The organism is Acidiferrimicrobium sp. IK, from assembly GCF_025499425.1.
Taxonomy (GTDB): domain Bacteria; phylum Actinomycetota; class Acidimicrobiia; order Acidimicrobiales; family Palsa-688; genus Acidiferrimicrobium.
In genome coordinates, this window is sequence record NZ_JAIMCB010000001.1 from 316,388 (window position 1) to 338,125 (window position 21,738).

Consider the following 21,738-nt stretch of genomic DNA (forward strand, 5'->3'; position numbering starts at 1 on the left):
GGGGAAAGCTGCCGGACGGCGGCGGGCGCCGCCGGGAGGTCAACGCCTCGACTCGAGCAGGCGTAGCCATACCTCGCTGATAGTCGGATACGACGGAACGACGTGCCACAGGGTGTCGAGGGTGACCTTCCCGACGATCGCGGTGGTGGCGGAATGCAGCAGTTCCGCCACGTCCGAGCCGACGAAGGTCGCGCCGAGGAGGGTCTCGGTGTCGCGGTCGACGATCAGCTTGGCCCGGCCCTTGTAGCCGTCGCGGGCCAGCGAGGCGCCGGCCACCGCCCCGAGGTCGTACTCCAACACCTCGACGTTGGCGCCCTTGTCCCTAGCGGCCGACTCGGTGAGCCCCACCGACGCCACCTGCGGGTCGGTGAACACCACCGAGGGCACCATGTCGTGGTCGGCCACGTCGCGGTAGCGAGAACCGTCCAGCGGCCGGCCGTCGGCTCGGGCGGCGATGACATCGCCGGCGATGCGGCTCTGGTACTTGCCCATGTGGGTGAGCAGGGCCCGGCCGTTCACGTCGCCGACGGCGTAGAGCCACTCGCCGTCGACGCCTTCGACGCCCAGGTGGTCGTTCACGGGGACGAAGCCGTGGGCGGCGCCGACGTTGACGCCTACGGTGTCGAGCCCGATGTCCTTCGACGCCGGGGTCCGACCGGCGGCGACGACGATCTCGTCGACCTCGATCGTGGTACCGCCGGCGGTCACCGCGGCGGGGCCGCCGTGGATGCGGCCGACGCCGGTCGCGGCGACCACCGGGCGCTCCACCCGCTCGACGGGGGTGGCGGTGCGCACGGTGATGCCTTGGCTCTCGAAGCGCTCGGCCAGTATCTCCCCGGCGAAGGGCTCCAGCTTGGCGAGCAGCGCCGGGGCCGGCTCGATGATCGTCACCTCCTCGGCGCCCAGCCCGCGGAGCCAGGTGGCGGCTTCGCAGGCGACGACACCGCCGCCGATCACCGCCACCCGGCGGGGGATCTCCGCCAAGTTGGTGACGTCGCGCGACGTCCACGGCTGAGCGTCGGCCAGCCCTGGCACAGGGGGGACGCTGGCGGTGGTGCCGGTGGAGAGCACCACGGCGTGACGGGCGCGGATGGTCCGGGTGGTGCCGTCGGCGGCGGTGACGGCCACGGCCTTCTCGCCGGCGAGGCGGCCGCGACCGCGCACGACGTCGATGCCCGCGCCTCGAGCCCACTGCACCTGGGAGGAGTCGTCGCGGTGGTGGGTGAAGGAGTCGCGTCGCTCGAGGACAGCCCCGACATCGATGGCTCCGGTGACCGCGCCGGCCACGCCCGGCATGGATCGGGCGGTGTCGAGGATCTCGACGGGGCGCAGCAGCGCCTTGCTCGGCATGCACGCCCAGTACGAGCACTCGCCTCCCACCAGCTCCGCCTCGACGATCACCGCCGTGCGGTCGCTGCCCTGGATGGCGTACTGGGCCACGTTCTCCCCCGGGGGTCCGCCGCCGACGACGATGACATCCCAGGTGTCGGTGGCTGGGGGAGCGGGCGGTCCGGGGTCGGTTCCTGCCGGGTCGGGGCGTGCGTCGGCCATGTCCAGACCCTACGGCCGTCGGGGACGCCGAGGCGCCGACCGCCCCACCGGCGCCTTGGCCGCACCGACGCGCTGGTCGTAGGATCGCCGGCCCGCTGGGCGGCAAATCGGCTGAGAGGACGACGATGGACACCGACACCGAGCCACAGAGCTTCTGGTCCGAGTGGCGCGACGCCGTTGAACCGCGCACCGTCGCTCTCATCGTCGGCGTCCTGCTGCTGCAGATGGGCTTCATCGCCTCGTACGTCGGGGCGTTCCACACTCCCACGCCCCACCGGGTCCCACTTGCCGTTGTCGCTCCGGCACCGGTGACGTCGGGGACCGTCGAGCGCCTCAACGGGCTGCGCGGGCACCCGCTGCGCGCTTCGGCGGTCGCCAGCCGGGCGGAGGCCGCGGCGCGGGTACGCGCCGGGTCGACGGCTGGCGCCTTCGTCATCGACGCGCAGTCGCGCACTGACGCCCTGCTCGTCTCCAGCGGAGCGGGGGTGGCGGAAGCAGAGGCGCTGCGGGCCGTGATCACCGAGGTCGACGCGTCGCAGCAGCGGACGGTGACGGTCACCGACCTGGTGCCCGTGCAGCCCGGTGACGGGCGGGGCCTCACCGGCTTCTACCTGGTCATCGGCTGGATCGTCGGCGGGTACCTCGTGGCCTCCCTCCTCGGCGTGTCCCGCGGCTCCCGGCCGGCCAACCCGCGCCGTGCCGCGTTCCGGCTCATGGCGGTGGTGCCCTACGCCATCGTGTCGGGCTTCGGCGGGGCGCTGGTGGTCGATCAGATCCTCGGCGCCCTCACCGGGCATTTCGTGGCCCTGTGGTGGCTCGGCGCGCTGCTCGTGGCGGCATCGGCCACGGTGACGACCGCGTTCCAGGTCCTCTTCGGTGTCCTCGGGATCGGAATCACCGTGCTGGTGTTCGTGATCATCGGCAACCCGACCGCCGGCGGCGCATACCAGCCGGACCTCCTCCCGACCTTCTGGAGGGTCCTCGCGTACACCCTGCCGAACGGGGCCGGCACCGACGCCGTGCGCCGCATCGTCTACTTCGGGTCCAACGGGATCGGGGGCCACCTGGCGGTCATCGCCGCGTACGCGGTGGGCGGCGCGGCGGTGGCGATGGCCGCGTCGGTGCGCCACCATCGCCGCCACCAGCTGCTGGACATCTAGCCGGCGCGGGCCGCAGCGTTACGCCGCGACCCGCTGAACCCGCCAGACCTCCACCGCCAGCGCGTCGGCGAAGGCGGACCCCGGGCGTCCCCAGCCGGCGCAGCGGGGATCGCCGTCGCTCCACTGCCTGGACGCCGGCGGTCGGGCCAACCACTCGTCGTAGGGAGTGGCTCGGCCCGGCGTCGAAGTTGGCATACGGCCTTTGGGGGCCGCTTGGCGCAACGCGTCGAAGGCCGCCTGCACCTGCCTGAACGTCGCGGCGTCCCCGCCGGGCGCGTCGGGGTGGGTGGCGCGGGCGCGGACGAAGAATCCGCGCTTGACGTCGCTGAACGGGGCGCCCTCGGCTACGCCGAGCACGCTCCACGGGCTGGGTCCCGTCTCTTGCATTGCACGATCCTTGTGTGATGTTGCGTGGCATCCATGCCAGAAGCGGATCCGTCCGCTCCACATCGGATGTTCGGCGCCCCGCACGGCGAGTTGAGCGGACCGCAAAAGCAGAAAAAACCGGCCTAACCGCCGGTCCCCTCGTGTCGGCGTACGGCGACGATCGCCACGTCGTCGTGGACCCCGTGATCGAGCATCTCCCGGGTGAGATGGCGGCACGCCTCCTCGGCCGTCCCGGGGCGCAGCGCCCGGCGGAGTCGCTCCATGCCGTCGTCGAGGCTCTCGCTGCGGCGTTCGACCAGGCCGTCGGTGTAGAGCACCATCACCGCCGCCTCCGGCATCGCCACCGTCGCCGAGCAGCGCGGGGCCTTGACGGCGACGCCCAACGGCGGCCCGATCGGCAGCTCGGCGAAGTAGGCCGGCCCGTCTGCAGGGACCATCAGCGGGGGTGGATGGCCTGCGGTGGCGACCCGGAACCGGTGGTAAGGAAACGAGGCGGTGGCGCACACGGCCGTCACCATGATCTCCGGCTCGAAGTGCGCCACCTTGCGGCTGGTCAGCTCCAGCACCTCGGCGGGATCGCTGCTCAGCAGCGAGTACGCCCGCAGGGCGCTGCGGACCCGGCCCATCACCACCGCCGCCCGCAGGCCGTGGCCGGCCACGTCCCCGGTCACCACCCAAAGATCGCCAGAGGGGACGGTGAACACGTCGTACCAGTCGCCGCCGACGGGCTCCTCGGGAGTGAGGTAGCGAGTCGCCAGCTCCAACCCCGGGCAGGTGGGCAGCCTGCCCGGCAGCAGGCTGCGCTCCAAGAGGGTGGTCGCCACCCGCTCGACGGCTAGCTGCCGAGCCTGGACCGCGCCGGCGAGCCGCTCCGCCACCACCTGCAACAACTCGGCGTCGGGGTCGCTGAACGGGAGGTCCGCCAGGCGACCGACGTGGAGCACGCCGATGACGTCGTCGCCGACCAACAGCGGCACGCCGAGCATGGTGCGGATCCCTCGCTCCCAGAGGATCGGGTTGGCGACGGTGGTCGAGTCGACCCGCTCGAGGCGCACGGGCTGCCCGCTGCGAGCGACGCGCCCGGCGAACCCGACGCCGACTGGCACCCGGACGCCCTGGCGGACCTCCTCCTCGATGCCGCACGCAGCCCGGGCCACCAGGTCCCCCGAATCGTCATCGAGCAGCAGCACCGCGGCGGTGTCGGCGTCGAGGATGCCCCGCACCCGCTCTAGCAGCTCGACTAGGAGATCCTCCACGTCGAGCCGGCCGAGCTGGCTGTCGGTGACGGCGCGGAAGTTCGCCAGCTGATCCTCCGCAGGTGCCTCACCGTCGCGCTTCACGCGCAGAGCGTATCTGCGCGCCACTTCCCGGTCCCGAAACCGCCCCAGGTTTGACCCCAACCATTTCTAGCGATACGTTAATAACGAATCGCTAGGAAGGAGCGCCGGTGACGGTGGGGGGCAGGGGAGGGGACCGGTGGGAGCGGCCGGGGGAACATCCGACCGCCGAGGCGGAGATCACTTCCTGGACGACCGTCGAGGGCCGCAGCGTCGCGGTGTTCGCCCAGTACCCGACGGGCGGCGGCCCGCTGCTGCCGGTGGTGTTGCTTTGCCACGGCCTCGGCGGTGGCCATCGTGGCTACGCCGGGCTGGGAGCCCACCTGGCGTCGCACGGCTACGCGGTGCTCCACCCCCAGTTCCTCGACGCCGCCGCGCTGGCGGTGCCGGGCGGGACGCCCGGCAGCGACGAGCGGTCGTGGAAGTCCGACCCTGCCCTGCGCGCGGCGATGCTGGCGCTGCTGTTCGACCCCGCCCACTGGCTCTCCAGAGTGGAGCGGGCCCGGGCGGTGCTCGACACCTTGACCTCGCAGCGTCACGTGCCTGGGTTGGACCCCGACGGGGTTGTCGTTGCCGGTCACTCTTTCGGCGCCTACACCGCGCAGCTGCTGCTAGGCACCCGGCTGTACGGGGTGGGCATGGACGGCCGGTGCTTCCGCCACCCGGCGGTGGCCGGCGGGGTGCTGCTGTCACCGCAGGGCAGCGGGGACCGGGGGCTGACCGACCGGTCCTGGGACGGCGTCGAGCTCCCGCTGCTCGAGATCACCGCCACCCGCGACCTCGGCCCCCACGGTGAGGGGTTGGCCTGGCGGCGGGAGGTGTTCGACGCCGCCGCCAGCCGGCGCAAGTACCTAGCGGTGGTCCGGGGCGGAGATCATTTCCTCGGCGGCATCCCGGTGGCGGACCGCTACTCGCACGACGAGGAGGGCGCCGAGGTGCGCACCGCGGTGGCGGCGCTGGCCACCGCCTTCGCCGACGAGGTCCGCGGCGACGACCTGGCCGGCGAGTGGTTGGCCGGCTCCCCGTTCAGCCACCTCGTCGACCACGAACGCTCGGGGGTCCGCTCGTCATGACCTCGACGAGCTCCGGGCGTCCCGACGCGCTGGCAGGGGTGAAGGTCCTCGACGCGGCGACGGTTCTGGCCGGCCCGGTGTCCGCCACCATGCTCGGGGACTTCGGCGCCGAGGTGGTCAAGATCGAGGACCCGAAGGTCGGGGACTTCACCCGGTCCGGCGGCCGCTCGCCGGGATGGCTACAAGAGGGTCGCAACAAAAAGTCGGTGGCGCTCGACCTGCGCAGCGCAGCCGGCCAGGCCGTGCTGCACCGCTTGGTGCCCCACTTCGACGTGGTCGTCACCAACTTCCGCCCGCCGACCCTCGGGCGCTACCGGATGCGCCCCGAAGACCTCCAACCGCTCAACCCGCGCGCGGTGCTCCTGTACCTCACCGGTTTCGGTCTCGACGGGCCCTACCGCGATCGCGGCGCGTTCGACCGGATCGCCAGCGCCTACAGCGGTCTCACCTACGCCAGCGGCTACGCCGACCGCCCGCCGGTCAGGAGCGGATTTTCGGTGGTGGACTACATGAGCGCCTACCTGGCGGCGTTCTCGGTGGTCGCCGCGCTCTACCACCGCGACACGGTGTCGGGGCAAGGCCAGGTGATCGACCTAGCCCTCTACGAGGCCGCTCTCCGTGCCACCGAGGACTCGGTGCCGGTGTTCGGGTTGCAGCGCGTGACGAGGGAGCGCCTCGGGAACCGCAACCCGGTGATCGTGCCGGCATCGGACTTCGATGCCCGTGACGGTAAGCGGGTGTCGCTCCACGCCGGCACCGACCCGCTGTTCCGCCGGCTGGCGACGGTCATGGGACGCCCCGAGCTGGCCGGCGACCCCCGCTTCAGTGACCGCCAGGCGCGCATCGAGCACCAAGACGCCCTCTACCGGATCGTCGGGGAGTGGGTCGCGGCCCGCAGCGCGGATGAGGCGATCAGGCTGCTGAGCGACGCTGACGTCCCCGCCTCCGCGATCATGAGCGTCGCGGATGTCATGAGCGATCCGCACTGCCAGGCTCGGGGATCGGTCGCCTACGTCGACGACGCCGAGTTCGGTGAAGTGCCGATGGTCGCCCCGCTCCCCAAGATGAGCGCGACCCCCGGTTCGATCCGCTGGGCGGGTGCCGCCCTCGGCGCGCACACTGACGAGGTCCTGACCGGGATGCTCGGGATGACTGGGGCCGAGATCGAGCGGTTGCGGGCCGACGGCGTGGTGTGAGACCGAAACCTATGGTGGGAAAGCGCTTTGGCTGACGGCGTGAAGGACGATGCGGTAGGACCGACCCGGGGGCGGAGGACGCGGGACCGGCCGCGTACGGAGACCGACCTGCTCGAAGCCACCTTCGACCTGCTGCAGCGCGACGGCGTGCTGGCCGGGGTCAACCTGCAGGAGGTCGCAGACCGGGCCGGCGTCAACCGGGGCCAGATCTACCAGTATTTCGGGGACCGCCGGTCGCTGCTTCGCGCCGCGGTCGCCCATCGGGCCCGGGTGTGGGCGGCGGGGGCCAAAGGCCACTGGGAGGCGTCGTTCGTGCGGCGGCGGCGGGCCATGTTCCGCGACGCGCTCGACCATCCCGGCGTGGCCCTGATCGAGGCGCTGCTGGCCATCGACCGCGACCCTGACTACCACGCGCTCCCCGAGATCGAACGGACCAGGGCCGCACTCCAACGCGATCAAGAGGAAGGCGGCCTGCCGAGCGGGGCGGACGGGCTGGCCATGCACGCGTTCACCGTCGCCGCGTACAAGGGCTACGTGGTGTTCCGCGTCGCTTTGGCCCGCGATATCGGCGTGCCGGTCGAGGACCTCGACCGGCGGGTCCTGGCGGTGTTCGACGAGGTCCTCGACGCAATGGCCGGCGAAGCCCCCGACGAGCCTCCCGACACCTCCCCCCAGGCGGTGGAGTAGCGGGTCAGTCGGACGGTGACTGGGTGTCGGTGCCGTGCCAGTCGAGGACCAGGAGGGTGGCGTCGTCGTGGAGACGATCGCCCACGGTGTCGATCAGGTGCCGCTGGATGGCCCGGACCGTCGCCTGCGGCGACAGCGAACGGGTGGCGAGAATCTGCTCGCTGAGCCGGGCGTCGCCGTACTGGGCGCCCTCGTCGAGCGCGGCCTCGACGACGCCGTCGGAGACGAGCACCAGGCGGTCGCCGGGCTGGAGTTGGCTGTCGATGGCCAAAAACGTGCTGTCGGTGAACAGGCCCAAGGGAACGTTTGGGGTCTCCGCCAGCTCCTGGACGGTGGCGTCGCGCAACAACAGGAGTGAGGGATGCCCGGCATTGACGAACCGGCACCGGCCGGTGTCGAGGTCGACCTCGGCCACCAGGGCGGTGACGAACTGGTCGCCGCCGAACACTTCGACCAGAGCCCGGTCCGCGGCGTTGACCTGCTCGACCACGTCGGCGCCGCCCCTCCGGGTGTTGCGAAGGGTGTGGCTGGTCAGCGCGGCGAGGACGCTGGCGCTGACACCGTGACCCATGGCGTCGATACCGGTCACCCACAGCCGGTCGGTGTCGACCGCGAAGTCGTAGACGTCACCACCGACGTCGTAGGCGGGGATGAGAGCACCGGCGAGGGAGAACGCCGCCGACGCGAACGCCCGGGCCGGCAGCACCGACCATTGCATCTCGGCCGCGACGCTGAGCGGCTGCTGGCGGCGGGCCCGCTCGAAGACATCGGTGTAGCGAGGCGCCAGCGACAGCACGTAGGCGAGGGTGAGGGCGATGTCACCCAACGCCGCCTGGAAGTCTTCGGGATCGGTGACGGCCCCGTCGGGACACCCGACGCGCAGCACTCCGATCCGGTCGCCGCGCAAGGTGATCGGCGTGTTGACCCACAACCGTCCCGAGTCGCGCACGGTGATGGTCCGCTGGGTGGCGTACGCCTCGCCGATCGGGCTGTCGCCGACGGCGACGCGCTCGTCGATGTCGACGCCTTCGGGTCCGCTCAGACCGCCGAGCAGGTCCTGGTCGTAGTCGGCGAGCCACAAGCTGACGTGCTCGGCGCGGACGGTCTCGGTGAGGAAGTCGGTCACCTCCCGCAGCACTGCGGTTGGGAATGCCAGGTCGAGGGCTGGTAGGAGCCGGCCGACCAGCTCCCGTATAGCCACCCTCGCCACCTCCAAGGTGTTGAGCCCGGGCCGCACCCTACGGTCCTCGCTCCTCGCCGTCCGGCGCAAAGGCGCCAGCGTAGTGGGACCGATGGATGGGGCTCGATGTCGGTGGGTGCCTCGGGAAGAAGCCGACAGCCACCGCCCACGGGGGCGGTGGCGGTGAGAGACACGAGCCACCGCCTCCGGGAGGTGACCGATCCCGATCTAGTGATGGAAGTCCTCGCCGGTGGGGAGGACCCGGCCCGCACCCAGGCCATTCGACCGGGTGCACGGAGCGGACTGCGGCCGCCCCGACGCCTGCGACGTAGGCCGAGCTCTGTCGCCAACCAGCGTGCGCCGCACCGGCCGCGGAGCGGTATGTGACCCCGCCGGTGGGTAGTTCCCTCCGTCGTCGTTCCAGTGACGAGCGTTCCCCACAGGAGGGTGGAGCACATGGCAGAACCAGAAGTCCCCGAAGGGACGCCGCCCGCCGAGGTGGGCGCACCGGTCGTCCGCAGCGAGCAGACCGGTGAGCAGCAATACCCCGAGCAGTTCAGCGACAACGGTCCGGCGAAAGAAAAGGCGGCGGAGTGACGAAGCTGGCCGCTGGGCCCTCAACGCCATCTTGGTCCCTCCGGATCCGTCGCCAGCCCTGACGATCGCCTCGCTGTGGCAGCCCTCCCAGCTAGTCCTGCTCTTCCAGTCCAGCGAGAACGCTACGAAGGCCGCCCCGACCTCTTAGATACGGGGGCCGCCCACTCCCTCCGACCTCGCTACCGGCGTCGGGCGGAGACCGTCCATGACGATGTTGAGCAGACGTCTCGCCCGGTCAGCGTGTTCGGGGGGGCGGGCCACGGTGAAGACGCCGATGAGGCTGGCCGCGACGTCTTCGGGGGTGACGTCGCTGCGGAGATCGCCCGTCGCACGGCCGGCTTCGAGTATTTCGTCGATGGCGGCCAGCAGTACGGTCTGGGTGCGGGCATGGGCGACCGTCCCCGATTCGATCATCGCGAGCAGCGTGTCGAGCATGCCGTTCTTGGTGGCGATCCAATCCCCGAACAGGTCCATCCAGCTTCGCAATGCCGCCGCGGGCGCAAGCTCAGCGAGTAGACGGCGGGCGCCGTCGGTCAGCCGAGCCACTTGGTCGCCGTAGACCGCCTGCACCAGGGATTCCCGGGTAGGGAAGTGCCGGTAGAGGGTGGCGACGCCGACCCCGGCTTCGCGTGCGATGGCGCGCATTGACGGTTCGGTGTCGGCAGCCGCGAACATCCGGGTCGCCACTTCGAGGAGTTGGTCGCGGTTGCGAGTCGCGTCCGCTCGCAGCGCCCGACCGTCCGCCTCACTCAAAGCGGATCACGCTCCGGTTGTGTTACGATCGCCACGATAAACGGAGCGTAGTCCGGTTCCGTACGTGTCGGTCGTCGAAGAAGGTAGGCGCGCATGCAAAAACCCACGTCCGACACGGCGACGGCGACGGCGACGAGCAGAGCGGTCCGCCTCGAGTCATTTGGAGGCCCGGAGGTCCTGCACATCTGCGAGGTGCCCGAGCCACAAGCCGGTCCGGGGCAGGTCCGGGTGCGGGTCAGCGCGGCTGGGTTGAACCCGATGGACTGGTTTATGACCTCCGACCAGGACACGGCCAGTCGGTTTGGTTTGAGTCTGCCCTGCGGGTTCGGGACCGACTATGCCGGGGTCGTGGATCAAGTCGGTGAAGGTGTGACCGAGTTCGCGGCCGGCGACCGGGTGTTCGGAGGCGCCCTGTCGCGCGCTGTCGCCGACCACGTCGTGGTAGACGCATCCGGCACCATCGCAGCCGGGGGAGACGTCCACCACACGCCCGACGGCATCGACGACCGCACCGCCGCGACCCTGACCATCGCCGGCTGCACCGCCGCGGCTGCCCTCGCCGTGATCAACGTCGGCTCGGGTGACACAGTGCTCGTCGGGGGCGCAGGAGGCGGGGTCGGTGTGTTCACTGTTCAGCTCGCTCGCCTCGCCGGCGCGCGGGTGATCGGGACGGGATCGGCGACATCGGCTGAGGCCCTTCGCAGCCTCGGAGCCGAGCCGGTCACGTACGGCGACGACCTGGTGGAGCGGCTCCGAGCTCTCGCTCCCCCCGAGATCACAGCCGCCATCGACCTATACGGGGCCGACACCGTCCAAGCGGCACGGCAAATAGGGGTTCCCGACCGGCGCATCACCACCATCGCCGCTCAAGTCGACGGGATAGCACCGGCAAACGGGGCCAACGCCCCGGCCGGAGCCATCGAGCAGATCGCTCGCCGAGTCGCCGCCGGCGAGGTCCGGGTCCCGATCGCAGCGTCCTTCCCCGTAGACCAGATCCGCGCCGCGGTCGAGCTTCAAGCCGGACGGCACGTGCACGGCAAGGTAGTCATCGACCTCTGACACCCGGCGCTGGACCGGCGAAGTGCGCTTCGCTGGCAGCGGCGCCGGAGCGTCCAGACCCATCCAAAGCGGCTGATGTTCTCCCGGAGGACCGCCGCTTCAGGCCTTTCGGCGCTGGGGCGAGAGGGGCCTGCGCGACCCTGTTCGAATGCTGGTGATCGACGCCGCCAAGGTGATCGGTTCTCGCCCGACGGGGTGGTGGCGCGATCGGCCGGGCGCCGCGCGGCTCTTCACACAGCGAGTTCGAGGCGCGGTGACCGCTGGGCTTGTTGACCAGCCCGTGACCATTGTGCTCGAGGGCCGCGCTCGCCTGGGGGTCGCGGAGGGCGACGAGGAGGGTGTGGCGGTCGTGCATGCACCGGCGGCGGGCGACGACACGATCGCAGCTCTAGCTGAGGCCAACCCTGGAGTCGTCGTGGTCACCGCCGATCGTGAACTGGCCGCGCGGGTCCGTGCCGCCAGGGCCGAGGTGGCCGGACCGAGCTGGCCGGACCGAGCTGGCTGCTCGATCGCCTCGACAGGCGGTGAAGTCGGGCCAAACCTGGGCCGCGTCGCCCGGCCGCGAGTTCCGTCGCCCGAAACCTCAGACGCTGTGGATGGCGAGGTTGGCGCCTGCAGCGGCGGCGAGCTCGCGGATGTGGCTGGCGTTCGAGGTGACCACCGCGTGGTTGTGGCGGAGGGCACCCTCGACCGCGGCCACATCAACGATTTCATCGTGAGGGTGCCGAGCGGCCAGGGCGCCGACTGCTCGGGCTTGGGTCTTGGTGAGATCCTCGACGTCACAGCCCTTCAGCAGCCTGGTCAGCTTCGCCTGTGGAACCTCGCCAGCTTCGGCGAGCACAGCGGCCGGCCCCGTTGGAGGATCGGCGAGGAAGGCCCCGTCCAACACCTTGTCATCGGGCCGTAGCTGGCTTTCGTTCGGTGTCGCTCTGGTCGTGGCTGGGCTGGCCCCGGGGCCTTCGTGACCTTGGGTCTCGTCGGTGCGCTCGTGGCGTACCGGAAGGGCTGATCGGCCATCACCTGGACACTTCTCGGACTTCTGCGGGGCCCGATCGCTCTCGTCGCCGCCGTCGTTGTGCGGACCCGGCTGACGAGACCGTCCCGACCGTTCTGGTCGCCGGTGCTCGGCGCCGGCCAGGAGACAATGACCTCCCGGCTCGCCGACTACGTGCGGCGTCGACCAGGGCGGCCTTGAAGGCGGCGGAGCGGTATGTCGGGGCGGTGGGTGCGGGGTCGTGGGAGGCTGTGGGTGTGAGGAGAGATCCTGCGGGTCCCGGTTCGCGCCGCGGTAACTGGCGTTTGGACACAGTCGAAGACGTGCGTGACTACGTTGCCGGCTTCCCGGAGGTCTTCGGAGGCATCCGCGTCGAGGGCGATCTCGTCGTGGTGGCGTTCACTGCCGACCTCGATGAGCACCGGCGCGGCCTGCAGGCGTCGGTGGAACACCCTGAGCTGGTCCGCGTCGAGCACGCGAGGTACTCAGAGGCCAAGCTGACCGCAGACATCGCTGCGATTCGCCGCCGACTCGCCGAGGACCCACGCCGCCCTCAGATCGGCGTCAGCGGCCCGGGGCGGATCCAGTTGCGGGCCCCGTTCGCGACCCTGGCCGGCGAGTTGCACGACCTGTACGGCGACGCCCTGGAGATCACCGTCGGCAACAAGCGGTTCCCGCCGGGGAAAATCGAGCGACGGCCACCCGTGCCGGTGCCCGAGCCGACCGTCGCGGTCCCCGGCCTCGAGCTGAGCGTCGTCGTCGACGAGCGGACCGTCGCGGCCGGCGAGGACGTTCACGGGCGGGTCGTGTTCATCAACGAGGGCTCCGACTTGGTGGAGGGCATGACCGGTGTCCTGACCGGCGGTGTCCGTCGAGAAGGTGACGACTTCATGGCCGGCAGCTTCACCGGTCCGGTCCGCCTGGTCGGCTACACGGTGCGGCTCGAACCGGGCCAGCGCACGGAGTTGGGGCTCGTCGTCGGCACCGCCTCCTGTCTTCCCGACACCTCCTACGTCGTTCCCCCCGGGCTCTACGAGGTCATCGCTGCCGTCCCGTTCCGCCAGGCAGACACGCCCCCAGGAAACCATCCCCGTCTCGTCGCCCGCGGCGCGCGAATCACTGTCGATCCCGGATGACGGCGCCGAGCGGTCTGGGCGGCCGCCAGTAGTGGCCGCCACCAGCCGATCGAACGTCCGATCTGCTCAGCCCTGCCCTCAGCGGCCAGACCCGGGACCCCCGGCCAGATCAACGGCTCCATCCCGTAGCGAGGCTCACTAACTCCGTTCCCAACGTACTGCCCGCGCCCCGGGTTGCCTCCACCTGGGGGACGGCGCGGTGATTCACGCAGAACAGCACATCGAACTCCGTCGGAAGCGGCTAATCCGTCTGGGGTCTCTGGGCCGGATAGGTCCCGGAAGGCAGCAGCCGATACTCGATATTTTTGGGCCATTCGGCACCCCCCAACGAGGTTTCCCTGACGATCTCGTAGGTGACATTCGCAAGTTGCCTCTTGAGATCGGCTCGGTTCTTGGCTCGTAGGTGGTGGGTCGGATTCTGGCCACCGGCGTCCGTCATGCCGCGAGCGTAGGGCGCTCGGCCGAACTCTGCACCAAGTCGGACTCGCGCAGCACCGAACGTCGGCAACGTCCTATCCTCTCCTCCCCGGCGGCCGGCGCCGGGAGCGCAGATCGGCGCGTATGCAGACATAGGTCATAACCGTCCCACCTTGCCTGCCGACGTAGCTTGGACAGGGCCCCCGCCGCAGATGTTCGAGCTGACGTACGGGCGGAGGTCCATTGGATCAGCGGTCGGGCTCAGCGGCTAGGCGTCAACGGACGGGCTGCCGCCCGTCGCCTCGGAGGAAGCGGTGAATCGGGACAGTCGGGAATGGTCAGGTCGCGCCGCCCCAGCATTGTGAGGTCTCTCGCCCTTGGTCCTATCGCGACGCGAGGGAACTCAGGGGTCGAAGGCGGCGCGTAGAGGTCGCAATGGGTGGCCTCCGAAAGTGACCCTGTTTTGGCCGTGATGCTCGAAGGCGGCGCCGACATCCGCTACGTCTCCGAGATGCTCGGCCACGCCAAACTCGAGACCACCGCCCTCTACGCCAGCGTCTCCACCGCCAAGTTTCGGGCCGTACACGCCGGCACCCACGCCGCCGGCAACGACAACGCCGACGGCAGGGCCGACATCCGTATCCTGCCTGCCAGCTGAACCCCAGGCGGCGTCGCTGCCGGCCAGCGGGACCGGCCCCAAGTACCCTTGAGTATGACCGAGTTGCGGGTCACCGTGCCCGACGAGATCGCCCAGCGTTTGGCGTCTGAGGCTGCCGAGCGGGGCACGTCGGCCGAAGAAGGGGCCGCCGAGGTGTTGGCCGCCGAGGTGTTGGCGTCCCACGTGTCGGCGGGCTCGAAGACCCGTTTTGCTGCCAGCCTGGGTGGGAGCTGTGCACTCGGGGCGCAGTGACCTCTCGGAGCGTCACGAGGAGATCTTGAAGAGCGAGCTCGGCCAAGCCGGGTGATCGTCGTCGACACCGGACCTCTCGTGGCGCTGCTCAACGCGGACGACCGCCACCACGAACGTTGCCGCACGTGGTTGGCCGCCAACGACGAGCCGCTGGCAGTGCCGGTCCCGGTCGTAACCGAGACGTGTTACTTCATCGAACGAGACAGCGGACCCGAGGTCGAAGCCGACTTCCTCGCATCTCGTCGACGCAGCAGTAGTAGCCATCGCCGAAAGGCTCGGAGCGACTCAGCCTGAATCCACGCTGTCGGGCTGAGCGAGGGGATGTTGGCGGGCCGCCGAAGCGGTGGGCGTGTGGGGTGCGTTCGGGCTGATTGTGGGGCGTGGTCGACTAGGGGTTCGTGGTTTTCGATGTTGGGTTGTCGGCGGCTGGGTGAGGGTCTGACGGGCGGCCAGGTCCGTCTGGCTGGGGGTCAGCCGGTGGCTGGTTGGAGGGCTCGGAGGTGTGCGAGTGCGATGGTGAATTGGGTGGCCCATGGCCAGCGGGCGGGGGCTCGGAGGGTGAGGGTCCCGGCTCGGTTCACGATGCGGGCGGGCATGGTGACGTGACGGGTCCGGTGGGTGCGCCCGACGGTGTAGGTGTGGTCGTCGGGGACCAGGTCGCCGAGCGCAGCGGTCCAGCGGATGAGGTTGTGCGCGAGGACGGTGCAGGCGAGCCAGGCGCCGTTCGCGGCGAACACGCCGGAGGGGACGTGGTCGAGCCCGGCGTTTTCTTTGAGGTCGCGGATGGCGAGTTCGACCACGGCGTGATGCCGATGGAACGCGTCGACATTGACGGTGCCGGCGGCCAGGTTGGTGAGGAAGGAGTGGTGCCGCCAGGTCGGGAACAGCGCCGGATGGTCGCCATCGGCGAGTCGGGTGCGTCGAACGATCAGACGCAAACCTTTGTAGGCGCATTCGGCGACCTGGGCGGCGCCGCCGTTGTCGGTGTAGTCGATGTCGACCCACGCGTCCTCGGCGATCCCAGCGATCGCAGCGTTGATGGCGACGTTGGAGCGGACCGTCATCGTGAAACGCACCCCGAGGCGGCCGAGGGTGGCGATGGTCTTGTTCGACCAGAACCCCGAGTCGACCCGCACAACGATCCCTCCGGTGGCCCCGGCCGAGCGGACTCTGGCGATGAGCTCCTCGACGAAACGGTTCGCTCCCCGGCTGGTGTTCGCGGAGCCTTTGCGCATCCGGGCGTGGAGGATCTCGCCGGTATCGGCCCTGGTCGCGAGGAGCGGGTGGTAGCCGAGGACCTTGGTGTAGCCGTAAGAGGCGCCGGCCTTCTTGTGGCCGTGGACCTGACAGACGGTCGAGTCGATATCGATCACCAGCCGCCGGCCTCCAGGCCCGGCGCCCATGGTCCACGCCCGGCGGATCGTCTCGGCGATCACCGCGTCCAGCTGGCGGACATGCCCGAACGTGAACGCCCGCAGGAAACTCCCGACCGTCGAGGGTGCCATCACCCGATGCCCGAGGATCCTCGCGGTCGCCCCGGCACGCAGGACGTCAGTGTGGTCGATGTGGCTGCCGCCAGCGACCATCGCATGCACCAAGGTGAGGACCTTGCGGCCCGGCGCGAACCCGCCCCTGCCCAAACGGATGGTGGCATCCACGAGCGCCTCGAGCCCCAACCGGGCGGTCAACGTGGCAACCAGGATCAACCCGGCGTTCGCCACCAGGCTCGAGTCGTCAAAGACCACCCCGAGACGGTCAGGACCATGCGATACTCGCGACACAAGAAGTGCCTCCTTGAGTTTTAGGAAATGACGACTTCAGACATCGCCATCCTCCCTGCTCAGGAGGCACTTCTTGTGGATGGGCACACCCCTCAGACCGTCACGACACGCTCAGCGACAGTGGATCGAGGCTCAGATCGCCACGCTCGACCACCGCCACTTCACTGTCGTCAGACCATCGCACATTCCGAGCTTCGAGCTGCTCCCATGACTGGCGGCGGCCGACAGGAGCAGCCGGCCCTCACCTCGGGATCGGGTACTGCCAAAAGCACGCGCTTTTGCGGAGCACCCCCAACGGGATTCGAACCCGTGCTGCCGCCTTGAAAGGGCGAAACAGACGACTTCACGACCTGGGGATAAGTCGCGAATATCCTGGTGGGAGGGGGTGCGGCCTGGCCGTCATCTACCTGTAGATGCCCCTCGTGACCCTTCGTTAGGTCACGTTCTGGTCACGCCGGCGGCCGCATCGAAGCCGATGCGATCCGTACCATCCGCTCGGCTGCAGTCACCGCGGCCCGTGCGTCGGCGGCTCGGATCGGGGCCGGGTCGTACTCGGCGCGGGTCTTGGGCGGGATGAGGCGGTGGAGGTGTCGGGCGGCCTGCTTGCCTTCGGCTCCGGCGCGCTCGAGGTGGAGGGAGGCCTGGTCGTGAGGGCCTCGCCAGATTGATCCGGAACGCGCAGCGGCGATGGCGTCTGCCGCCGCGATGCCGGCGTGCACGGCGTTGCCGGTGGCTGCCGTGTGGTTGGCCAGGCAAAGGGCGTCCTCGGCTGCTCGGAGGAACTCCGATGCCTTGACCAAGTAGGCCTCCGCGTCTGCGGCGGAGGCCGGTTGGGTCTTGCCTCGGCCCTGCGGGGCCATCAGGCGGCGACGCCCAAGGTGTCGACGGGTGCACCGAGCAGCAGCACGCCCTCGGTGGCGATCTCGGACCACAGGGACGGCGCGGGCCGACCCAACAGCTCCGGTAGCTCCTCAGCACTGGTCTCGAGAAGGTTGACCGGGTTGCCCACGATCCGGCGTGCTCGGTCAGCCCAGGCGCCGAGGCTGTCGGTCCATCCGTCGTCATTGCTAGACAGGCCGGCCGGTCGTACGGCAAGGACATCGATGTCGCTGCCCGAGCCGGCCTGACCTCGGGCGAAGGAGCCAAAGACGACCAGGCTCGCCGGGGCGGGACTGATAGAGGCTGCCAGGTCGGTAAGGCGGTCGAGGGCGGTCTGGCGCAGGTCGGCGAGCGCGGCGACTGTCTGGGCGGCCAGATTGTCGGGTGAGAGGCGGACCAGGGCGACTGGGGGCACGTCTCGCCGCTCGACTAGCCCAAGGTCGATGAGATGGCCCAGCACGACCGACGCCTGCTGAGGGCTGACACGGGCAAGCCGGGCGACTGCCCTCATGCTCAACTCGGTGTGGTTCCGGGCAAGTACCCCAAGGACCTTGCCCTGTACTCCGGGCAGGAGAGCTTCCACGGGTTCGACGTAGTCCACCAGACGATTGTACCAGCGAACCGGACAATGTGTTAGGACCCTTAAGCTGTCTTCCGAGTCGTCAGCCGAGGCGGACGCGCCGTCCGCTGTCCGTGGTCAGGCCCGCGACAGATCGCCGGTTCGGCACTCCAGCCGTGGACAGCGGCAGGTTGCCGCCGCTGTTATTCGGCACCTCCGCAGGGCACTCCCTGGCCAAGGACCCTCGCAAGCGGCCCTCTCGGTATCCCACACCCGGCGATCAGGGACGCGAGCCGCCCGTGATACTGGGATGGTACTCGGCGACATTCTGGGCGAGTCTTCGGCGCTCACGGTGACATCTCGACCGAGCGCATGATCGTCGTTCCGGGCGCGGCTCACCGAGGTGGGCGGTGGTAGACCGGAGAGGGCAGAGGAGAGAATCTGCGGGTTGCTGGTCGGTTACGCCCGAGCCGCTCGGCGCAGCGACCGGTCTTCTCGAGTGGCCATTATGGCCGGCCTCGGGATCGCGCTGGTACTCCGATTTCCACCGGTTCGCTTCAAGCATGGTCTTCGCCGGGTGCGGCTTGAGGAGTCCCGTTGGCGGGATGGCGTGCCCATCGGGGGAGCAGAGGGGAGGCGGCGAGCAGGGTGGCCAACAAGGCGGTCTGCACCCAAAGGGTGTCTTCGACGGCCGTGCGGAACCCATGGCGGGTGGCCGCCGAGAAGAAGATCGTGCCGAGGGCGGCGACGCCCATGGCTCCCGACAGCTGCTGGATGGCGTTGAGCACCCCCGACGCCGAGCCGATCTCTTCGTCGGTCACCGAGGCCAGGACCACGTCGAATAGAGGAGCGACCACCAGTCCCATGCCGAGGCCGGCCACGGCCAACCCGGGCAGCAGGTCGATCGTTCCCGTCGGAGCGTCTCGGTGCACGACGAGCTCGACCAGCACCCAGCCGATCAGGCTGAGGACGGCGCCGGCCTGGATGACCGCACGCCCGAAGCGCTTCCCGAGGAACGCGCCGGAGGCGCCGGCTCCGACGGCCATGCCAAGAGACATGGAGATGAAGGTCAGGCCTGTGTGGATGGCGGAGAAGTGTTGGCCGAGCTGCAGGAACACACTGATGGTGAGCAGCAATCCGCCCATCCCCGAGAAGAGCAACAACATCACGACCAGGCCGGCGGCGTAACCACGATGGGTGAAAACCGACGGGACCACGATCGGGTCCCGACCAGAACGGGCCCGGCGGTGCTGGTGCCACCCGAACGCCCCGAACAGCGCCAGAGAACCGGCGATGAGCAGGTAGGTCCACCACGGCCACCCGTACTGGCGGCCCTCGATCAGCGGGTACACCATGGCCAGGCAAGCGGCGGTCGACAGGACGGCACCGCCGAGGTCGAGGCGGGTCCGTTGCGATGGTCGTGACCGTGGGAGCAGGAACCAGCCTCCGGCTACGGCGGCCGCACCGAGGGGCACGTTGATCAGAAACACCAGGCGCCAGCCTGACCCGCCCAGGTCCCAGTCGACCAGGGCTCCTCCGAGGATGGGACCGAGCACCGCCGCCAGCCCGATCACCGGCCCGTAGACGCCGAAGGCCTTCGCCTGGTCTTCATCGGGAAAGGCGTCGCGCAGCAAGCCCAAACCTTGGGGCAACATTACGGCCCCGGCCACACCCTGGATCAGGCGGAAGGCCACCAGCATCGGGGTGTCGGCGGCCACCCCGCATAGGGCCGAAGCCAGGGTGAACCCACTCGCGCCGGCGAGGAACATGGCTCGCCGCCCCACGATGTCACCCAACCGTCCACCGACGATCAGCCCGACGGCCACGGCCAAGGAATAGCCGCCCACGATCCACTGCAGTCCGGTCGATGAGGTGTGCAGGTCGGCGTGGATGGCCGGCGCGGCCACGTTGACCACGGTGGCGTCGAGCAGGTCCATGCACTCCGCGGCCAGCAGCACGCCCAGCCCCCACCACTTGTGGCGATGTCCCACCACGTTCCTCCCGTCGACTAACAACGAACGCCGTTCGTGATACGAACACTGTTCCACGAACGTTGTTCGTTGTCAACCGGTACAGTCGGGAGCGTGCCGCGACCCACCCTCGATCCCAACCAATACGGGGCCCCGCCGGCTGGCCGGCGGGCGGCGGCGGCAAACCACCCCCGGCCGCCCAGGCGTGCTCTGTCCCTGCCGCTGATCGTCGACACAACTCTGCGCGTGGTCGATGCTGAGGGCGTGGACGCGGTCACGATGCGACGAGTCGCCGAGGAGCTCGGGACCGGCGCGGCGTCGCTCTACGCTCACGTAGCGGACAAAGACGAGCTGTTGGCCGCCGTCTACGACCGGGTCTTCGCAGACATCGACGTCACCGTTAGCCCCCATCCCGAACGCTGGGCTGAGCAGATCAAGGACTTCGCCCGTCGGCAGCGGGCCGCCTTGGCCGCCCACCGGGACCTGGCCCGGGTCGGTCTCGGCTCGATACCCACCGGACCAAACGCCCTCCGAGCGATGGAAGCCATGCTGAGTGTCATGGACGCAGGCGGCATCGCTCCGCAAAAGATCAGCTTCACCGGCGACCTGCTGGCCCAGTTCGTGAACGCCTCGGTCTACGAAGACAGCCTGTTTCAGTCCCGGTTCGACCGGAACAGATCCTTCCACGAGTGGACCCAGCAAATGCAGGATGTCATCGCGTCCCTGCCCGCCGACCGCTTCCCCACCATCCACCGCCTCGCTCCAGCACTCTTCGACCCCGGCGAGGGCGAGAACGAACGGTTCGAGTTCGGGTTGGAGGTGATAATCCAAGGGCTGGCCGCCACGATGGCCAAGCCGCGTCCAGCGCGCCGCAACCGAAGCTAACCCAGACCTGGCTCGTCATCGTCCTGGCAGAGATCGCCGAACAAGGCGATCCGCGCGTCGCCCAGCACCCCAAACAGCGACGACTTGATTCACACCGAATCGACGACTGTACTCTCAGCCTCTTTCGTGGCTGGTCGTGGCAGGAAAAGCATAATATTCCACGCCCCTACGGGCGCCTCTCAGCCGGCGATCTGGGCGCACATCGGACCGCGGTTGCGAGGCACCTCTGCTCGGGTTATTGAGGCAGCTGCTGATCTGTTCTCGGCATACGGAGTGTGGATGTCTGTCCGGTCATCAGCCTCCCCGTGATGTCACCCGACTCCGCAACGGCTGCTCTTGACAGCGAACCATCGAGGTTCTGTGATCAGGCGTCTTCGAGGAGCTTCTCGCCTGGAACGGCGACCTGGACGTCTCCCTCCGGATAGCGGGCGACCATTACAAGCTCACCTCCGGTGGCTTCGATGAACTTCCGTAGTGTGGAGATCAAGAAGTCGGTGCGGCGCTCCAAGCGCGACACCTCGGACTGTTGCATGTCCATAGCCTCAGCAACGGCGGCTTGGGCCAGGTTCCGGGCTCTGCGGAGTTTGGCCAGGGTGAGTTGATGCTGGTCAATCTCACCCACGGCCCGGTCGTAAGCGTTTCGCGCCTCTGGACTGGCCAGGATTCGGTCCCGTAGCTCCCGGCCTCTCTGGTCGGCCTTCTCGTAGTCGGCTTGATTGAATGTGTGATCGTCTGCCTCGGCTGTGTCAACCGGCACCGCCTTAGCTCCAGTTCGCGGCATGGTGGTGTTCCTTGGGGTCGTCTTAGTAGTTCTGGGCCTGGATGATCTTCCATCCCCTCTGCCCTGCGAGGATCGTCAGTCGTCGTTCTGCTTCTGCCACAGCCGGCGGGTACCACCGGCTTCCCAGCTCTGTCTTGTCGCCTCCGATCAACAGAACTGCTCTGATCTGGTCTCTCGGCGGTCGTACGAATCCATAGAGGATCCGAAGCACCGGCGGGTCTTTGGCATCGGGTGTCGTGGGGGTTGGGGGTGTGCGGCGTAGGGCTCGCAGCCCCAACCGAGAAGTGACTACGGGATGGGACTCGGGATCTCCGAGGTCGAACCCATAGGCTTCGAGGCTGTCAATGAGCGCTTGGATCTCGGCAGCGATCGTCGGCGTCTCCTCGGCAACCTCTTCCAACCAGGTTGTGAAGAGGGGGTGGTAGGCCAGCTCCACATAGACAGTC

At 69.3% G+C, this 21,738-nt stretch carries 23 protein-coding genes and 1 tRNA gene; 12 read left to right on the forward strand and 12 right to left on the reverse strand.

Annotated features, from left to right (window positions below):
* Positions 1 to 39 precede the first annotated feature (39 nt).
* Positions 40 to 1,551 carry a dihydrolipoyl dehydrogenase family protein gene (locus tag K6U06_RS01495; RefSeq protein ID WP_262320113.1) on the reverse strand — a complete coding sequence of 504 codons (1,512 nt, stop codon included), beginning with the start codon at positions 1,549 to 1,551 and terminating at the stop codon, positions 40 to 42.
* A gap of 125 nt (positions 1,552 to 1,676) precedes the next feature.
* Between K6U06_RS01495 and K6U06_RS01500 the strand changes: the two genes are divergently transcribed.
* The gene (locus tag K6U06_RS01500) at positions 1,677 to 2,711 is read left to right on the forward strand and encodes an SNG1 family protein (RefSeq protein ID WP_262320114.1); all 1,035 of its coding nucleotides are present in this window, start codon (positions 1,677 to 1,679) and stop codon (positions 2,709 to 2,711) included.
* An 18-nt stretch (positions 2,712 to 2,729) separates the two neighbouring features.
* Here K6U06_RS01500 and K6U06_RS01505 read toward each other — a convergent pair whose 3' ends face one another.
* Together K6U06_RS01505 and K6U06_RS01510 are read right to left on the reverse strand one after the other, a co-directional pair.
* Entirely contained in the window at positions 2,730 to 3,098 is a 369-nt protein-coding gene (locus K6U06_RS01505) for a hypothetical protein (RefSeq protein WP_262320115.1), read from the reverse strand.
* Positions 3,099 to 3,220: 122 nt separating this feature from the next.
* Entirely contained in the window at positions 3,221 to 4,438 is a 1,218-nt protein-coding gene (locus tag K6U06_RS01510; RefSeq protein ID WP_262320116.1) for a PP2C family protein-serine/threonine phosphatase, read from the reverse strand.
* 107 nt (positions 4,439 to 4,545) lie between these two features.
* On the opposite strand from K6U06_RS01510, the gene K6U06_RS01515 reads away from it, so the two are divergent.
* Genes K6U06_RS01515 through K6U06_RS01525 form a run of 3 tightly spaced genes read left to right on the forward strand, consistent with a single transcriptional unit; the run spans position 4,546 to position 7,391 of the window.
* Positions 4,546 to 5,508 carry an alpha/beta hydrolase family protein gene (locus tag K6U06_RS01515; protein ID WP_262320117.1) on the forward strand — a complete coding sequence of 321 codons (963 nt, stop codon included), beginning with the start codon at positions 4,546 to 4,548 and terminating at the stop codon, positions 5,506 to 5,508.
* Positions 5,505 to 6,704: a CaiB/BaiF CoA transferase family protein gene (locus K6U06_RS01520; protein ID WP_262320118.1), complete on the forward strand. Its 1,200-nt coding sequence runs from the start codon at positions 5,505 to 5,507 to the stop codon at positions 6,702 to 6,704. Before K6U06_RS01515 ends, K6U06_RS01520 begins: the two co-directional genes overlap by 4 nt.
* Positions 6,705 to 6,743: 39 nt before the next feature.
* Positions 6,744 to 7,391 (forward strand): TetR/AcrR family transcriptional regulator, encoded by a 648-nt coding sequence (locus tag K6U06_RS01525; protein ID WP_262320119.1) that lies wholly within the window; start codon positions 6,744 to 6,746, stop codon positions 7,389 to 7,391.
* Positions 7,392 to 7,395: 4 nt separating this feature from the next.
* Here K6U06_RS01525 and K6U06_RS01530 read toward each other — a convergent pair whose 3' ends face one another.
* Entirely contained in the window at positions 7,396 to 8,628 is a 1,233-nt protein-coding gene (locus K6U06_RS01530; protein ID WP_262320120.1) for a PP2C family protein-serine/threonine phosphatase, read from the reverse strand.
* Positions 8,629 to 9,027: 399 nt separating this feature from the next.
* Between K6U06_RS01530 and K6U06_RS01535 the strand changes: the two genes are divergently transcribed.
* Complete coding sequence (locus K6U06_RS01535) at positions 9,028 to 9,168, forward strand: hypothetical protein (RefSeq protein ID WP_262320121.1); 141 nt, start codon at positions 9,028 to 9,030, stop codon at positions 9,166 to 9,168.
* Between the two features lie 144 nt (positions 9,169 to 9,312).
* Here K6U06_RS01535 and K6U06_RS01540 read toward each other — a convergent pair whose 3' ends face one another.
* Positions 9,313 to 9,843 (reverse strand): TetR/AcrR family transcriptional regulator, encoded by a 531-nt coding sequence (locus K6U06_RS01540; protein WP_410050965.1) that lies wholly within the window; start codon positions 9,841 to 9,843, stop codon positions 9,313 to 9,315.
* 171 nt (positions 9,844 to 10,014) lie between these two features.
* Between K6U06_RS01540 and K6U06_RS01545 the strand changes: the two genes are divergently transcribed.
* The 6 genes from K6U06_RS01545 to K6U06_RS24590 all read left to right on the forward strand — a co-directional run bounded on the left by K6U06_RS01545 (position 10,015) and on the right by K6U06_RS24590 (position 14,731).
* Positions 10,015 to 10,980, forward strand: coding sequence for an NADP-dependent oxidoreductase (locus K6U06_RS01545; RefSeq protein ID WP_262320123.1), 966 nt, complete (start codon positions 10,015 to 10,017; stop codon positions 10,978 to 10,980).
* Positions 10,981 to 11,128: 148 nt separating this feature from the next.
* Complete coding sequence (locus K6U06_RS01550) at positions 11,129 to 11,887, forward strand: hypothetical protein (protein ID WP_262320124.1); 759 nt, start codon at positions 11,129 to 11,131, stop codon at positions 11,885 to 11,887.
* A 410-nt stretch (positions 11,888 to 12,297) separates the two neighbouring features.
* Positions 12,298 to 13,110, forward strand: coding sequence for a hypothetical protein (locus tag K6U06_RS01555; protein ID WP_262320125.1), 813 nt, complete (start codon positions 12,298 to 12,300; stop codon positions 13,108 to 13,110).
* Positions 13,111 to 13,996: 886 nt separating this feature from the next.
* On the forward strand, positions 13,997 to 14,185 hold the full coding sequence (locus K6U06_RS01560; RefSeq protein ID WP_262320126.1) for a hypothetical protein: 189 nt from the start codon (positions 13,997 to 13,999) through the stop codon (positions 14,183 to 14,185).
* Between the two features lie 54 nt (positions 14,186 to 14,239).
* A complete protein-coding gene (locus K6U06_RS01565) occupies positions 14,240 to 14,437 on the forward strand; it encodes a hypothetical protein (RefSeq protein ID WP_262320127.1) in 198 nt (65 codons plus the stop codon).
* Positions 14,438 to 14,488: 51 nt separating this feature from the next.
* Positions 14,489 to 14,731 carry a PIN domain-containing protein gene (locus K6U06_RS24590; RefSeq protein WP_410050947.1) on the forward strand — a complete coding sequence of 81 codons (243 nt, stop codon included), beginning with the start codon at positions 14,489 to 14,491 and terminating at the stop codon, positions 14,729 to 14,731.
* Positions 14,732 to 14,907: 176 nt separating this feature from the next.
* On the opposite strand, the gene K6U06_RS01570 is transcribed toward K6U06_RS24590, so the two are convergent.
* From K6U06_RS01570 to K6U06_RS01590, 5 genes are all read right to left on the reverse strand, one after another.
* On the reverse strand, positions 14,908 to 16,182 hold the full coding sequence (locus K6U06_RS01570) for an IS1380 family transposase (protein ID WP_262320128.1): 1,275 nt from the start codon (positions 16,180 to 16,182) through the stop codon (positions 14,908 to 14,910).
* Between the two features lie 322 nt (positions 16,183 to 16,504).
* Positions 16,505 to 16,576, reverse strand: a tRNA-Glu gene (locus K6U06_RS01575).
* 91 nt (positions 16,577 to 16,667) lie between these two features.
* On the reverse strand, positions 16,668 to 17,078 hold the full coding sequence (locus tag K6U06_RS01580) for a hypothetical protein (protein ID WP_262320129.1): 411 nt from the start codon (positions 17,076 to 17,078) through the stop codon (positions 16,668 to 16,670).
* Positions 17,078 to 17,698 carry a MarR family transcriptional regulator gene (locus tag K6U06_RS01585; protein ID WP_262320130.1) on the reverse strand — a complete coding sequence of 207 codons (621 nt, stop codon included), beginning with the start codon at positions 17,696 to 17,698 and terminating at the stop codon, positions 17,078 to 17,080. The genes K6U06_RS01580 and K6U06_RS01585 overlap by 1 nt, the downstream gene beginning before the upstream one ends.
* A gap of 515 nt (positions 17,699 to 18,213) precedes the next feature.
* Positions 18,214 to 19,647 (reverse strand): MFS transporter, encoded by a 1,434-nt coding sequence (locus tag K6U06_RS01590; protein WP_262320131.1) that lies wholly within the window; start codon positions 19,645 to 19,647, stop codon positions 18,214 to 18,216.
* Positions 19,648 to 19,740: 93 nt separating this feature from the next.
* Between K6U06_RS01590 and K6U06_RS01595 the strand changes: the two genes are divergently transcribed.
* Entirely contained in the window at positions 19,741 to 20,511 is a 771-nt protein-coding gene (locus K6U06_RS01595) for a TetR/AcrR family transcriptional regulator (protein WP_262320132.1), read from the forward strand.
* A 364-nt stretch (positions 20,512 to 20,875) separates the two neighbouring features.
* Here K6U06_RS01595 and K6U06_RS01600 read toward each other — a convergent pair whose 3' ends face one another.
* A complete protein-coding gene (locus K6U06_RS01600) occupies positions 20,876 to 21,133 on the reverse strand; it encodes a helix-turn-helix domain-containing protein (protein ID WP_262320133.1) in 258 nt (85 codons plus the stop codon).
* Between the two features lie 181 nt (positions 21,134 to 21,314).
* Positions 21,315 to 21,728 carry a hypothetical protein gene (locus K6U06_RS01605; RefSeq protein WP_262320134.1) on the reverse strand — a complete coding sequence of 138 codons (414 nt, stop codon included), beginning with the start codon at positions 21,726 to 21,728 and terminating at the stop codon, positions 21,315 to 21,317.
* Positions 21,729 to 21,738 lie beyond the last annotated feature (10 nt).

Bases quoted from the DNA above. Each gene is read 5' to 3' on its own strand.
- K6U06_RS01535 (WP_262320121.1), top strand. From the start codon at position 9,028: ATGGCAGAACCAGAAGTCCCCGAAGGGACGCCGCCCGCCGAGGTGGGC.
- K6U06_RS01505 (WP_262320115.1), bottom strand. From the start codon at position 3,098: ATGCAAGAGACGGGACCCAGCCCGTGGAGCGTGCTCGGCGTAGCCGAG.
- K6U06_RS01500 (WP_262320114.1), top strand. From the start codon at position 1,677: ATGGACACCGACACCGAGCCACAGAGCTTCTGGTCCGAGTGGCGCGAC.
- K6U06_RS01495 (WP_262320113.1), bottom strand. From the start codon at position 1,551: ATGGCCGACGCACGCCCCGACCCGGCAGGAACCGACCCCGGACCGCCC.
- K6U06_RS01550 (WP_262320124.1), top strand. From the start codon at position 11,129: ATGCTGGTGATCGACGCCGCCAAGGTGATCGGTTCTCGCCCGACGGGG.
- K6U06_RS01545 (WP_262320123.1), top strand. From the start codon at position 10,015: ATGCAAAAACCCACGTCCGACACGGCGACGGCGACGGCGACGAGCAGA.
- K6U06_RS01580 (WP_262320129.1), bottom strand. From the start codon at position 17,078: ATGGCCCCGCAGGGCCGAGGCAAGACCCAACCGGCCTCCGCCGCAGAC.
- K6U06_RS01520 (WP_262320118.1), top strand. From the start codon at position 5,505: ATGACCTCGACGAGCTCCGGGCGTCCCGACGCGCTGGCAGGGGTGAAG.
- K6U06_RS01540 (WP_410050965.1), bottom strand. From the start codon at position 9,843: ATGTTCGCGGCTGCCGACACCGAACCGTCAATGCGCGCCATCGCACGC.
- K6U06_RS01565 (WP_262320127.1), top strand. From the start codon at position 14,240: ATGACCGAGTTGCGGGTCACCGTGCCCGACGAGATCGCCCAGCGTTTG.